Origin of the sequence: Bacillus sp. FSL K6-0042, assembly GCF_038006685.1 — a bacterium.
Taxonomy (GTDB): domain Bacteria; phylum Bacillota; class Bacilli; order Bacillales; family Bacillaceae_G; genus Bacillus_A; species Bacillus_A pseudomycoides.
Window position 1 is genome coordinate 338,627 of record NZ_JBBOVS010000001.1, and the last position, 14,487, is coordinate 353,113.

At 33.5% G+C, this 14,487-nt stretch carries 13 protein-coding genes and 2 pseudogenes; 7 read left to right on the plus strand and 8 right to left on the minus strand.

Features of this window, described 5'->3' with window-relative positions; translation table 11 throughout:
* Positions 1–145: 145 nt before the first annotated feature.
* Both MHH45_RS01820 and lepB read left to right on the plus strand, forming a co-directional pair.
* Positions 146–2,308 (plus strand): peptidoglycan D,D-transpeptidase FtsI family protein, encoded by a 2,163-nt coding sequence (locus MHH45_RS01820; protein WP_088094507.1) that lies wholly within the window; start codon positions 146–148, stop codon positions 2,306–2,308.
* Positions 2,309–2,371: 63 nt separating this feature from the next.
* Positions 2,372–2,893, plus strand: coding sequence for a signal peptidase I (lepB, locus tag MHH45_RS01825; protein WP_088094506.1), 522 nt, complete (start codon positions 2,372–2,374; stop codon positions 2,891–2,893).
* Positions 2,894–2,952: 59 nt separating this feature from the next.
* On the opposite strand, the gene MHH45_RS01830 is transcribed toward lepB, so the two are convergent.
* The 3 genes and pseudogenes from MHH45_RS01830 to MHH45_RS01840 form a co-directional block, all read right to left on the minus strand.
* Positions 2,953–3,717, minus strand: a complete 765-nt coding sequence (locus tag MHH45_RS01830; RefSeq protein WP_088094505.1) for a class I SAM-dependent methyltransferase — start codon at positions 3,715–3,717, stop codon at positions 2,953–2,955.
* 248 nt (positions 3,718–3,965) lie between these two features.
* Positions 3,966–4,232, minus strand: a pseudogene (locus MHH45_RS01835) (HNH endonuclease); the annotation flags it as partial.
* 216 nt (positions 4,233–4,448) lie between these two features.
* Positions 4,449–4,964, minus strand: a complete 516-nt coding sequence (locus tag MHH45_RS01840; protein ID WP_088094503.1) for a DUF3231 family protein — start codon at positions 4,962–4,964, stop codon at positions 4,449–4,451.
* Between the two features lie 338 nt (positions 4,965–5,302).
* Between MHH45_RS01840 and MHH45_RS01845 the strand changes: the two genes are divergently transcribed.
* A complete protein-coding gene (locus tag MHH45_RS01845) occupies positions 5,303–5,608 on the plus strand; it encodes a WGxxGxxG family protein (protein WP_016115310.1) in 306 nt (101 codons plus the stop codon).
* A gap of 556 nt (positions 5,609–6,164) precedes the next feature.
* Positions 6,165–8,801: a collagenase ColA gene (colA, locus tag MHH45_RS01850; protein WP_088094732.1), complete on the plus strand. Its 2,637-nt coding sequence runs from the start codon at positions 6,165–6,167 to the stop codon at positions 8,799–8,801.
* A 159-nt stretch (positions 8,802–8,960) separates the two neighbouring features.
* Here colA and MHH45_RS01855 read toward each other — a convergent pair.
* Together MHH45_RS01855 and MHH45_RS01860 are read right to left on the minus strand one after the other, a co-directional pair.
* Positions 8,961–9,098: pseudogene (locus MHH45_RS01855) on the minus strand (cell wall hydrolase); the annotation flags it as partial.
* A gap of 33 nt (positions 9,099–9,131) precedes the next feature.
* Positions 9,132–9,554: a GNAT family N-acetyltransferase gene (locus MHH45_RS01860; protein ID WP_340861790.1), complete on the minus strand. Its 423-nt coding sequence runs from the start codon at positions 9,552–9,554 to the stop codon at positions 9,132–9,134.
* A gap of 175 nt (positions 9,555–9,729) precedes the next feature.
* Between MHH45_RS01860 and MHH45_RS01865 the strand changes: the two genes are divergently transcribed.
* Entirely contained in the window at positions 9,730–10,059 is a 330-nt protein-coding gene (locus MHH45_RS01865; protein ID WP_077294040.1) for a glycosyltransferase family 2 protein, read from the plus strand.
* A 240-nt stretch (positions 10,060–10,299) separates the two neighbouring features.
* Here the strand turns inward: MHH45_RS01865 and MHH45_RS01870 are convergent, their stop codons facing one another.
* Positions 10,300–10,737, minus strand: a complete 438-nt coding sequence (locus MHH45_RS01870) for a GNAT family N-acetyltransferase (protein WP_016133043.1) — start codon at positions 10,735–10,737, stop codon at positions 10,300–10,302.
* Between the two features lie 442 nt (positions 10,738–11,179).
* Between MHH45_RS01870 and MHH45_RS01875 the strand changes: the two genes are divergently transcribed.
* The gene (locus tag MHH45_RS01875) at positions 11,180–11,359 is read left to right on the plus strand and encodes a DUF4083 family protein (protein ID WP_077294045.1); all 180 of its coding nucleotides are present in this window, start codon (positions 11,180–11,182) and stop codon (positions 11,357–11,359) included.
* A 55-nt stretch (positions 11,360–11,414) separates the two neighbouring features.
* A complete protein-coding gene (locus MHH45_RS01880; protein ID WP_077294048.1) occupies positions 11,415–12,053 on the plus strand; it encodes a DUF3267 domain-containing protein in 639 nt (212 codons plus the stop codon).
* Between the two features lie 273 nt (positions 12,054–12,326).
* Here the strand turns inward: MHH45_RS01880 and MHH45_RS01885 are convergent, their stop codons facing one another.
* Together MHH45_RS01885 and MHH45_RS01890 are read right to left on the minus strand one after the other, a co-directional pair.
* Positions 12,327–13,031 (minus strand): alpha/beta hydrolase, encoded by a 705-nt coding sequence (locus MHH45_RS01885; protein WP_033671245.1) that lies wholly within the window; start codon positions 13,029–13,031, stop codon positions 12,327–12,329.
* Between the two features lie 280 nt (positions 13,032–13,311).
* A protein-coding gene (locus tag MHH45_RS01890) for an IS3 family transposase (RefSeq protein ID WP_088093830.1) occupies positions 13,312–14,441 on the minus strand; the annotation gives its coding sequence in 2 pieces (ribosomal slippage) (positions 13,312–14,186 and positions 14,186–14,441; 1,131 coding nt in all).
* Positions 14,442–14,487 lie beyond the last annotated feature (46 nt).

Genomic DNA, 14,487 nt, shown 5'->3' on the forward strand with positions numbered 1-14,487 from the left:
TCTTTAAAAACACTATAAATTATATTATCTATGTGCTTTAATATTATTAATAGAGGAGATTTTTATATCCAGATGAGAAAGTATGGTTTAATTTTTGTTATTTATGAGATAAAGATACTTTAGACCATAGAAAGAGGAGAGCATAATGAAAAAGAAAGAACAGAAAAAGGAAGAACAGAAAAAGAAACGGAAAAAGAAAACCCATATTCCTTTCCGATTAAATGTGTTGTTTTTCTTTGTATTTCTTATGTTTTCAACTGTTATTGTTCAATTAGGTAAGGTTCAAATTATTGATGGTGAGACTTATAAAAATGAGGTGGAAAAAAAGGGGGATTTAACGGTTAGTACTCCCGTTCCACGTGGGAAAATTTTTGATCGAGAAGGCCACTCGATTGTTGATAATAAACCATTACGGACAATTACATATACAAAAATGAAAGGTGTTAATTCAGAAGAGATTTTAAATACGGCAAGACAACTTGCGAAGATGATTGAAATGCCGCAGGAGGCTATAAATAAGTTAACAGAGATAGATAAGAAAGATTTTTGGATGCAATTACATAAGAAACGTGCAGCAGAAAAGGTTACAAAGGAAGATGAAAATAAATTAAGAGCAAAAAAAATGGAGAGAAAAGAATTAGATAAAAAGGTGGAAGAAATTAGACGTGAGCGAATTACAGCGGAAGAGTTAAATGAACTTACCCCACAAGATATAGAAGTATTAGCTATTAAAAGTAAAATGAATGCAGGATATAATATGACTCCTAAAATAATAAAAAAAGATGTAAAACCAGAAGAATATGCAGTAATTAGTGAAAATTTAGCAAATCTTCCAGGTGTGGATACGACCGTAGATTGGGAACGTGAGTATCCATATGATAAAATACTTCGTTCAGTACTTGGAAACGTTTCAAGTGCTGATGAAGGACTACCGAAAGAGCAATTAGATTATTATTTAGTTCGTGATTATAACCGCAATGATCGGATTGGAAAGAGTTATATTGAAAAGCAATACGAAGATGCCCTACACGGTATGAAAGCACAATCGAAAAATATTACAGATAAAGAAGGGAAAATACTTCGTACTGAACAAATTACGAAAGGGAGAAGTGGCAATAATTTAATGCTAACAATTGATATGGAATTGCAAAAGAAAGTTGAGGAAAGCATTGAAAAAAACTTAATGGCGTTCAAAGCTGTAGAACCAATGTTGGATCGTGCCTTTGTGGTAATGATGAATCCTAAAAATGGACAACTTTTATCAATTTCAGGAAAAAAACTAGTAAATAAAGATGGAAATATTCAAGTAGAGGATTATGCCCTTGGTACAATGACAAGTTCATATGAATTAGGTTCAACAGTCAAGGGAGCTACGCTACTAACAGGTTATCAAACGGGTGCGATTAAGCCATTTACTCATTTTTACGATGCACCGATGACATTTAAAGGGACAACAAAAGCAAAGAAATCATGGAAAGATTTTGGTGATATTGATGATGTCAGAGCTTTACAAGTGTCTTCTAACGTATATATGTTTAACACAGCTTTAAAGATTGCGGGGATTGATTACGTACCGAATAGTCCGTTAAATATTAAACAAGAAGTTTTTAATAAAATGCGTTATCATTTTGGGCAATTTGGTTTAGGCGTTCCAACGGGGATTGATTTACCCAATGAGACTGCGGGACAACGGGGAAGAAAAGATAATACACCAGGATTCTTACTTGATTATTCAATCGGTCAATATGATACATATACACCGCTTCAGCTTGCGCAATATATTTCGACGATTGCGAATGGTGGTTATCGTATGAAACCACAAATTGTACAAGAAATTAGAGAGCAACCGAATAAAGCTGAGGATATAGGCAAGGTAGTTCAATCAATGGAACCGGTCATCTTAAATCGTGTAGATATGGACATATCCTATATTAATCAAGTGAAGGAAGGATTTAAGAAAGTGTTTCAAGAAGGCGATGGAACCGGTGTAGCACACTTTCAAAATCTGCCGTATAAGCCTGCTGGAAAAACAGGAACAGCAGAAACAGTGTATGGTGGTGATAGTAATATAGGTAAGGATGAAAATGGAGATAGAAAAAAGTGTTATAATTTAACCTTAGCTGGTTACGCACCTTATGACTCTGATCCAGAAGTTGCATTTTCTGTTGTTGTACCATGGGTAAACGATGATAAATCAGGGATTAATTCTAAAATTGGAAGAGAAATTTTAGACGCATATTTTGATTTGAAAGTGAAAAGAGTCGGTGGAAATCCAGTACCTATGGAACAGCCGAATAAACAGCAATAAAAGATTTTTACATTTACATCGAATAACAGGACAGTGAGGTATTTTAGGGGATGAAGGAAAGTCATGGAGCAGATTACTAGAAAAGAGTGGGGCAAACATATTTTGCTTGTATTCGTTATAATTGTTATGATTCAGTCTTTTACATTGTGTAAAGTAGAAGGGAAATCGATGCAGCCAACCTTACAAGAGGAAGATTATGTGTTTGTAAATAAAGTTGCTGCGCATTTCCCCCCTCTGCAACATGGGGAGATAGTTGTGATAAAAAACGTGGACGACTCTAAATATTATGTGAAGAGAGTAATTGGACTACCAGGCGAAACAATAAAGATGGAAAATGGCACACTATATGTAAATGATAAAGAACAAGATGAGCAATATATAAATAGAGAGTTATTTCATAAATCGGAAGTATTTTTAGAGTATAAAAAAACGCGAATTCCTCCAAATAATTTTTTTGTAATGGGAGATAACCGCTCTCATAGTAAAGATAGTTGGAATGGTCTTGGGTATATTGATCAATCTAGTGTTATAGGGAAAGTAGAATTTGTGTATTATCCTTTTTCTAAAGCTGAGATTTTAGAATAACAATTCATCCGAAAAAGAGTCCTAAAAGGTAATGGAGCATACCTGTTAGGACTCTTTTATTATGATATTCTTATCGTTTTAATAAAAAATCGGTGTTGTTTCAGATCAAAATACCCTTTTTGTAGGATAAGTTGATGTATTTTGTACAATTCATTTACATATGTTTCAGTTTTAAAATCAGGCACTTGCCAAGGAATTGCTTGTAAATAATAGACTAAAGCACCGATATCATAAAACCTTTGAACGGGAAACTCTTCTTTATATGTTAAAACTTTAAAACCATGTTGCTCGAGCTCACTTAGAGCAGTTTCTAAATTCCAATTTGTAAATTCAGAATTGAGTGGTGTCCCTAGTGCTTCATTGATTTCCGCACAATCTAAGCCACCTACTTGCTGCGTAAGAAAAATGCCATTTGGAGAAAGGATCCTTTTTACTTCGGAAACAGAGTAGGATTCGTGTTGATTTAAAATCAAATCGAATTGTCCATCATCAAATGGTAAAGTCTCATCATTGGTTACTTCTACAACCTTTACACCTAAAGGTTCTAAATTCTTTTTTGCTAATGGGATATTTGGAGAATACCCTTCAGTCGCATAAATAGAAGAAGGGAATGGTCTTAACATGGATAAGAATTCTCCACCGCCTGTTCCCATATCAAGCATAGAATTCTTGTTTTGAATAAGGGAAAAGGCCATGCTACCGTAGGACCAAGAAAGTAATTGACTCTTCATACGACCAGTTTCTGTAATAAAGGAAAAATCCCATCCAGTAAAGCTTGCGTTTGCATTTTCTAATAAGGTGAAAAATAATTTATCATTCTTCATGTTAAATCCTCCTGTTTATTATATTCGAAATAGGGTGAATATAATAAACGGGAGGAGGACCTCTAATTACAATATACGGTTGTTACGTTTCGTGTTCTAGTATTTTCATATGAAATCACTCCCGACAAAAGTATATTGTTCTACCTTCTAGTTTTACAGGTATAATACCTTCTAAAAGTAAAAAATAAAATAGATGTAGCTGTACAGTGGTAATAAATAAAGTCCCATAAACGGCTGTTTTTGGTACTTTTTAAACGATCATATACTTCGTTGTGACATTGATTACAAAGAGACTTGAGGTTATCAAAGGTTAGTGCAAGTTCTGGATGTTCCTTTACTTCTTTAATATAATGAACACAATCAGTTTTACGATACTTTCCTTTGTCTCTGCACATACAACATTCATAGTTGTTACGCTGAAAAGCCTTGAGTCTCAGCTGCCGCCACTCTTTAGATTTATAGAACTTCATAAGTTTATCAACTTTAATCAAGTTAATAAGACTCTGTTTTTCCATAACTACCACCTCACTTAAACAAAGTAAAAACCGCTACCCCTTCGGATAACGGTCTTCAAAAATAGACAAGTCATGTTGTGTGCTTCATATTTCATTACGTTTGGTTAAGGTGTTTTTACGTCTCTGCCACTTATTTTAATTCACTAATAGTCTTTATTTTCCTAGACAACCTCACTGCAACAGCCATAAAGAATAAATTGAATTTTCATTTAGGTATTATGCTTGATCTGATTGTAGAACATGTAATGGAGGCGGAATAATCCAACCTTTTTTCTTATTCAGACGAAGCAATATAGCTCCAGCTTGTGCTTTTTTCATATGAAATTGACCAAACATCATTCCAACATCTTCTCGAAGAGATTGTCCCATAGCTTGACTACATGCTACTAAACCAGCAGCAAGATCTATGGAAATTTTAGTTGCAATTTCGGCATCATTAATACGAGCACCAGGAGGAATCGTTTCAATAGATGCAACCGGTCTTTCTGGAGGTGCTGGTGGTAATGCAACTCCATTTAATTTTAATAAATTTTTTAATTCTTCAACTTCTGATTGGATATCATTCTCTACAAGATTTTCTAAAAATTTCTTTAAATCCTCGTCTCCTGTGTGGTTAATAAGAACTTGATATCCAGCAATTGCTCCCTGTGCCGCTGCAAGATAACTCCAAATCCCAAAGACTTCGCCGTAGTGCATTGGTTCATTTTGCGGATTTCCACTTAAAATACCCATTAAAATATTCCTCCTTAAAGAAATTAAACTCTTAACAAAAATGCTTACTATAGAAAAAATTTTCCTAACCATGTTCCAGATTAAAGAAAATAAGTTCTTATAACTCATAAGGAACACCTTACCCAAATATAGTAATTACCCCTCATAGGATATACTGTTATAAAAAATTTATTCTTATAAATATAAAGCAATTGACTTGATCCATTATTATCAGTACTTTTAATAATAAAAGTTAAAGATGTTTATCATAATATCAATTCAAATGGTTTTATATATTTTCAAACGAATATTGTCTAAAGGAACTGGAGACATTACTGAATATGAAAGGAGGGAAAACTATGAAGAAAAAACTGTCATCTATTTTAGGTGCCCTATTACTAACTATTATGGTTTTTAGTACAAGCGTCCATGCTGAATACGATGGATATAACACGGATAGAGTTAACAATAATAATATTACAACTCGAGTTAATGACAATAACATGAATAGAGTTAATTATGATACTAGAACTCGAAATGTGAATACAACAAATGATTTGAATAATCATCGTGATGGTAATAATAATTGGGCGTGGCTTGGTTTATTAGGACTAGTCGGTTTATTCGGTCTTAGAAAAAAAGAAAAAGAACCAGAAAGACGTTAATGTAGAACATTACATTTAACTTTAAAAGATACTTATTTATCAAAAGAATGCAAAATGAATAAATTATGAATCGCCTTTAATAAGGCGATTTTTTATTTTTTCAAAATCAATAACAATTACATAAAAACGGATACTATTAATTGGAAACAATGAATTTCTTAACTTGATGGTAATGGGATAGTGCTATATAGCCATCAACTTAAGAAAGGAAACAAAATGAATTTTCACCGGAAGTGTTTTTATAAAGGAAGAATCTCATGTCAAATAATTTATACATCATTAAATTGTTTGTGTATATTTTATTATACAGTATTAATAAAGGGTTGTTTCCTAATCATAAGATGCAACATTGGCACAGTTTTTGCTTGTATTAAATTTAAGGAAGGGGGAATGGATTTAAGAAATAAGTAGGGTGTATTATTAACAGTAAAAAAGTGACCTACCATTATCTCACTAATTTTACTAGTATCAATAGGAAAGTTGTTTAATATAGACAGATTGAATGACTTACTCTAAAATAGTCTGAATTTTTAAACTATTAAAAGGGGGCAATAGCATGGCGAAATACTCGAAATTTTATAAACTGATGCTTGGGGTTGGGCTTGTTACGATATCATGTAATGGAATGCAAATTCAAGCAGAGACAAAAGAGAAAAATACGAAGAATGTATTACAAATGGAACCGGTAGGAATACAGAAATCCGTTGATGAGTTGGCACATCCTTCGAACGTACAGGAAAATGCATCATATACAAAACGGTTAAAGTTAGCAGACTTATCGCAGCGTCCGCCAGCGCCAAAAGAGAATGCTAAACAGCTAGTTGAAGAAAAAAAATATTCGATGGCTGAATTGAATCAATTAAGCAACAAACAATTAACTGATCTTCTTGTGACAATTAAATGGTATCAAATTCCGGAATTATTTCAGTTTAATAATGATAGTTTGAAATTCTATCAAGATGATAGCCGGATGCAAGCGATCATTGATAAACTAGCAGAACAAGGACAAGCTTATACGAAAGATGATTCAAAAGGAATTGAGACATTAGTAGAAGCTCTACGTGCGGCATTTTATTTAGGTTTTTATCATGATGAATTAAGCAAACTAAATGAGCGTAGCTATCATGATAAATGTTTACCAGCTTTAAAAACGATTGCAAAAAATCCAAATTTCAAACTTGGTACATCGGAACAAAACAAAGTTATTTCATCGTATGGAAAGCTGATTGGAAACGCATCAGCTGATGCTGAAGTTATTCAATATGCCGGTGAAATCTTCAAACAATACAACGATAATCTTGCAACTTTCATTGAAGACTACACAAAAGGAAATGCTGTATATGATTTGATGAAAGGAATTGATTATGAAGTTCAGTCGTATATGTATACTACGGGCAAGGAACCAAAAGATACGATGTGGTATCGAAACATCGATAGTTTTATTAATGAAATCAGTCGTTTTGCGTTAATTGGTACGGTAACAGATAAAAACGGATGGTTAATTAATAACGGAATTTACTATGCTAGCCGATTTGGTAAGCTTCATAGTACACAGGTAAAAGGACAGCAAGTTGTTACAGAAGCGATGCGGATTTATCCATATTTAGGAGAGCAATATTTTGTTGCGGCAGAACAAATTGCTACAAATTATGGTGGAGTGGATGCGAACGGAAAAACAGTAAATTTAGATCAAATTCGAGAAGATGGTAAGAAGAAATATTTACCGAAAACGTATACGTTTGATGACGGAACAATTGTCTTTAAAGCGGGAGATAAAGTTAGTGAAGAGAAAATTAAACGTTTATACTGGGCGGCAAAAGAAGTGCGATCCCAATTTTATCGTACAGTTGGTAGCGATAAGCCGCTTGAAAACGGACATGCTGATGATGTGTTAACAATGGTCATCTACAATAGTCCGGACGAATATCAATTTAACCGTCAATTGTACGGCTATGAAACGAATAATGGCGGAATTTATATTGAAGGAATCGGAACGTTCTTTACATATGAACGTACACCGCAGCAAAGTATTTATAGTTTAGAAGAATTATTCCGTCATGAATTTACACACTATTTACAGGGAAGATACGAAGTTCCTGGATTATGGGGACAAGGTGATATGTATCAAAATGAACGCTTAACTTGGTTTGAAGAAGGAAATGCAGAGTTCTTTGCAGGCTCAACGCGATTAGATAGCGTTGTACCGCGAAAAAGTATAGTTGGCGGATTATCTAATGATCCAGCTAAGCGATACACAGCAGAGCAAACATTAAATGCGAAGTATGGAACATGGGATTTTTATAACTATTCGTTTGCATTGCAATCTTATATGTATAATAATCGCCCTGAGATGTTTGATAAAGTGCATGATTTAATTCGTGCAAATGATGTAACAAATTACGATGCGTACCGCTCTGCATTAAGTAAAGACAATAAATTAAATGAAGACTACCAATCTTATATGCAAATGCTTATTGATAATCGTGATAAGTATACAATTCCGCAAGTATCAGATGATTATTTAGCAGAGCATAAACCGAAAGCGCTTTCGGATGTTACAGCGGATATCACAAATGAAGCAAAGTTAAACAATGTGAAGGTAACGAAGAATAAATCACAATTCTTTAATACATTTACACTACAAGGAACATATACAGGAAGTGCGTCAAAAGGAGAAACAGAGGACTGGAAAACGATGAATCAAGCAACAAATGATATGCTGAAACATCTTTCCGAAAAAGAGTGGAGCGGATACAAAACATTGACTGCTTATTTCGTGAATTACCGTGTCAATGCCGCTGGACAATTTGAATATGATGTTGTGTTTAGCGGAGTGAATACAGAAGAAGATACTACTGTAGAAAAAGAACCGAACGATACATTTGATAAAGCGAATCCACTATCTTTGAATACGTTATTACGAGGTAACCTAAGTGATCAAGATCAAGTTGACCGGTTTGTTATTGATGTAAAGGATCCGAAAGATTTACAGATTACTGTTACGAATGAACAGAACCTTGGACTGAATTGGGTATTATATTCTGAATCAGACTTAAATAATTATGCCGCATATGCAACGAAACGTGACGGAAATAAATTACTTGGAAATTATAATGCGAAGCCAGGGAAATATTACTTGAGTGTATATAAATATGGCGGTGGAACAGGGAATTATACAGTAGAGGTAAAATAATTTAACAGTAATCCAACATTCATCCCCTTCCTCAAGCGCGTGCAGGACATAGTCCATGCGGTAGGGAGGGGATGAATGTTGGTCGTGCACAGAACGAAGTTTCTGTTTCCTTTTTAAAATTATGTATTTGTTGCACCAAAACTAGAAAAACAAATTTCTTTACTTAGCAAACACATGATTACCGATTACTGCAACAGTTTGGCGTGTGGTAATCCATTTGTCAGTAGAGGTTTTTGGATTATAAAAATAAAGTCAATCAGAATTAGCTCCTTTAGTAGAAATTGCTTCTTCTACTGCCTTTTGAAGTATCATTTAAGCTTTCTCGTTTTCCTAATCTTTTCTAAGTAACCCCATAATATGAATATCATGGTAACTACCGAACCTAAATAATTCTTCTTTTAAATTCCCTTCTACGGAAAATTCGCATTTTTCATAAGAAGCGATAGCTCTTTTGTTGTAACTAAACACTTGGAGCTTGACTTTATTTACATTCATATAATTGAAAATAAAGTCAACCAGTATTTGCATTGAATCAGTTCCATAACCTTTCCCTTGATATTCAGGACCTATTGAAACGCCAACGTGACAAGTACCATTCTTCCAGTTCACTAAGTAAACAGCTATTGTCCCAATAAAGATTTTTTCATCTTTAAGTTCAATCCCAAACATGTAATCCTCTTTATCAGAACTTATTTCATTAAGAAATTTTTCATGGTCACGTTCGGTAGGAGGAAATGGTATTCCATCATTCATTAATAACCGGCTCTCCATTACATCTTCAATGTTAAAGTAGTTTCCGTTATTGCACCCAAACACATTAAAACAATTGATATCTGCAGAAAAAGATATCATCAGTAATATATTTTGGACTTCCTGGCAACCAGGCACAATTGAAATGCCCCAAGTATGGATAGAGGATGAGTATTCCATGTACAAAAAGCAATATCACTCCTTGATGTCTAATGAGGAAATCCAAGAGCAAATATTCTCTTTCCTACACCAATTGCGAATACCAGGCGTATATGAAGTTGGAGGATTAGGCGCTTGCACACTTATTAGTCGAAAGGCCCTACAAGCAGGAGTTAATTTTTCAACAATTAAAAATCTTTCTTTTTGGGGTGAAGATAGGCATTTTTGTATTAGAGCAGTTGCTTTAGGATTTGATTTATATGTGGATACACATCATCCTGCTTATCACATATACCGCAGTTCAGATATAAAGGGCGTAGAAGCCTTTAAAAATAGTTCGATGGTTTAACCAGTTCGATTATAACCTTTATACACAAATAATTTCATGAAAAACTTTAAAAAGGGGTTCTACCGCATCGCTATCAGGCTAAGCTTTTGAATTATCCCCATAACGAAAAAATTAAGCATCATTGACACAACATGCTTATTTTCTTTTCTTTACGATGACTTCTTTTAAACTGTGTTAGTTAATTTAAAGATAATTAAGAAAACCACTCCTTTAGCTAAGAATGGTTCTTATATATAAAACTTAATTAATTGGTATATACTTCTTGAAGCCCTTACTTATAGTTCCATTATAACCATTTTTAGCAAAGAATTTATGTGCTTCTATTCTAGTTGTACTGCTTAATAAGATAATTCTTGTGGATCCCCTTGCAATTGATAGCCGTTCTACATGTTTTAGTAACTTTTTACCTATCCCATTACCTCGAAAATCTTCATTTACAATTACATACTCTAGAACGGTATACGGTCTAAATTGATATCCAGGATCAAGACAAAACGTCATAAATATACTTCCTTTAACTTTACAATCTTCCTCATAAACAAATAAGAAATTATTAGAATCATTCCTTATCTGCTCAATTCTTTCTGGTAAAACCTTAATGTTTTTACTATGTGGTGCTAATTTTTTATATAGATTTTCAATTACATTACTGTCTTTTGGTTCAGCTTCACGAATCATATAATTATCCCCCTCTATTAATATTGATATATCAATGGTTCTACCTATTATAATGTCACTTTACCTATAAGTTGGCCAGAAAACACTTATTTTTGCAGATAATTATCAAATTATTCAAAGGAATTGGAAGCATAAATTGGCCGTAAGTTAATTATTAACCCATAAGCTGGCCGTTAGTTTATGCGAAATTTTATACATATGGAGTAAAGGAAAAAAGACAATGATTGCTTTTAACCACTAATATAATGAGATGAATAAGAAACTACATACGTAGGTGAAGAGGATGTTTCAAAGAATGTTGATAAATCGGGAATTATTGGTGAGGAGAACTTCTGATAATGAGACGTTATGTTAACCTGACATGTATAGAATATACAACCAAAATCAAACAACATATCACTTCTTTTAAATGGTAAAATAGGGAAAAAGGAGGTTCTAAATAATGCCTTTAGAAAACTCTATTTATTACATAGAAGTTGCTATTATTTTAGTGATCATCGGTGCAATGTTTGGGGGGATTATACGTATAATTCGGCATACCAGCAATCGCAAAAAACAAGATCCAGTTGAGCAAAAATTAGATAGGGTTATTCAACTGTTAGAAAAACAAAACAAAGATTGACTCCCCCTCCAAACAGGAGGGGTTTGCTGTTTATTTTATAAAAGGAGTGAAAAACATGGTGAAAATAAGAAATAGTGTACCAAAGGGGGATAAGACTTTAGATATAACGCTCACACAAGATGGTTGGACTCCGATGAAAGAACCTAAAAATTTTGTCAACGCTCTTTTGCTGTCTGTTCCTTTTATGATTATAAATGCACTCATTTCGATAGGGATGATCAATATTTTTTCCGATATATCTTTACGTGAGTTTGGATTAACAACAGAGGGGGTATTCATAACCATCGACTTAGTATCCCTACTTTTCATTATTTTTCTTGTAATCCTTCACGAGTTAATTCATTTAATCTTTATCCCTAATTTCATTAAATCAGAAAAAACATGGATTGGACTCACTTTCTTTGGAGGATTTGTTGCAACAGAAGAAGAGATTTCAAAACCAAGATTTGTGCTTATTACAATCGCCCCTTTTTTTATCATTTCAATCCTAACACCGCTTCTATTAAGTGTTTTCGGTGCATTGACAACAACTTTAAAATGGTTAATACTGTTGAACTCAATGGCATCATCAGTAGATATGCTTACACTCCTACTAATACTAAAACAAGTACCTCCAAATGGTATTTTAAGAAATAACGGATCGAAGACATACTGGAAATGCACAAAAGTTAAAGCGCAAACACTTGAAATATAATGACACAAAAAACTTTTACGAGACTATATATATTATTTTCTGTTTAACTTCCGATACCGATAATTATGAAGAGCCTTGCTACAATCTAGTGTGTGGTAAGGCTCTTTAAAGTTGTTTAATTTCTATACATTTAAAGGTATTTGTACTCAAAAATCATTAATAAAGTTGTTTAATTCTTATTGAAATAAAGCACCTGTTTGTTTAAGTGAATCACATTTATAATGTCAAATATAATATCAGTTTATATATTCACCCAAGATAAATTGTAATTTGTTAATCGATATGTTTGTGTAACCACTGTTCAAATATCTTTAACTGTTCTTCAGTATGAAAGTAATGTTCACCTGTTTCCATGACTTCTAATTCACAACGATGTTTTTTTGTAAAATAGTTAATAGTTTCAAATTCGCACAGTTCATCCTTGGCTCCATACATAATATATGTATCTGTATTCCATGTATTAATAGGATGTTCTTTTACATAGCATAAATAATCCCAATATAACTTTTGACCAACAGGTGTTTCTATAGTCATTTCTTTTTGCAAAAGCTCTGGTGTTACATTAAACCATTTCATCATATTTTCGATAATTCGTTCCATGTTAACTACTGGTGATAAAAATAATGCCTTTTCTAACACATCATTTTGATAGGCTAAAAGGCTAAAATAAGCTCCCATACTACATGCAAACACGCTTACTTCTTTCCAATGTTCTTTTGCGTAATTCATAACTATAGATAATTCACTAACACAAAACTGTACTTTGCAAGGAGTATTATCATTTTTTCTTTCTCCATGCTCAGGTAAATCAAAGCTTAATACTTGATAACCTTTTTGATTGGCTTCTTCAGCTAATATTTCAATAACTGCATCTTCCTTATTTGACATACTTCCATGTACTGCAATAAAAATTTTTTCACTCTTATCTCCCCATAAAACCGTGGGAATATTACTAATTTTAAAATTATCTTTAAGCATATTTCCTCCAAAGGATAAGACATATAGGACTTGGCAAAAAACCGCACACACTTTATAATCCTCTACTCAGTTTTAAACAAATCAAACTATTCCTAATTTATCACAAATGAATTATAATATCTCTCTACCCCTGTATAACAGAGTCTACTTTGTATTTAAAACCTTTCTTTTTTCCATTTCTTCAGAAGCTACAAATTCTTATTTGTGAAATGAAAATAAAGTTATTTAATTTTAAAAGCTCAAACAAGCATACCCCGTTCTATGGTGTGTCAACACGAAACTAGACAATTTTTTTAAGGTGCTCCTGCCTGTACTGAACAGGGCTCAAATAGCCTAATGTGCCATGGATTCTAACATTGTTAAACCAGTTTACGTAGTCGTTCAATTCTAAAATCAATTCTTCTAAACTTGTGAAATGACGATCGCGAACGAACTCTGTTTTAAAGATTTTGTAGGTTGCTTCCGCTACCGCATTATCATATGGACAGCCTTTCGCACTTAATGAACGCTGGATTTTGAAGGTCTCTAACGTGTCATGGATCAGCTTGTTTTTGAACTCATTTCCTCGATCTGTATGAAATAAGGTAATCCGATTTAAGTTTGTTTTCACCGTTGCGAAAGCTTGTGAAACAAGCTCGGCATCTTTCTTTTGGCCTGCGCTATGGCCTATGATTTCTCGATTAAAGAGATCGACTAATAAACATACGTAATTCCACTTTTTGTTCACACGGACGTATGTTAAATCACTTACGACTACAGCCAGCTCTTCTTGTTGGTTGAACTGACGATTGAGTTCGTTTGAAATGTTTTCTTCGTTACAGCTAACTCTCTTCGGCTTAAATTGTGCAATCGTATAGTTCGATACTAAACCTTGGTTCTGCATGATTCGCCCAATACGGCGACGTGAAATCACATATCCTACCTTTTTTAGTTCTACTTTTATCTTTCGTGTTCCATAGTTCTGACGGCTCTCTCGGAAGATTTCTTTCACGAGTGGTGACAATTCATCTACTGTATCTTGTGCTTGTTTGGCTTCATAATAATACGTTGCTCTTGATAATTGTAGGACATTGCACATTGCTGATATTGAGTATTTATGTAGGTTATTCTTCACTACTTTTACTTTCGTCCTAGTATCAGCGCTGCTTGCTTTAAAATATCATTTTCCATAAGAAGTTGTTTGTTTTGTTTTCTCAACGCTTCCAACTCTAGTTGTTCAGCGGTCTTATTATCTTTCTCTTTAAACGAGCCAGACGTATGATTTTGATTGATCCATCGATCCAATGATGATGGTGTTAATCCATATTCCTTAATGATGTCTTTCCTTGGTTTACCATTCTGATACAGTTGAACCATTTGGTGCTTAAATTCCGCTGTAAAGGTTCTTCTTTCTCTTTTATTGTTCGTCATAGTAGATTCTCCTCAAATATATTAGTTGTAGTCTACTTGACCTTAA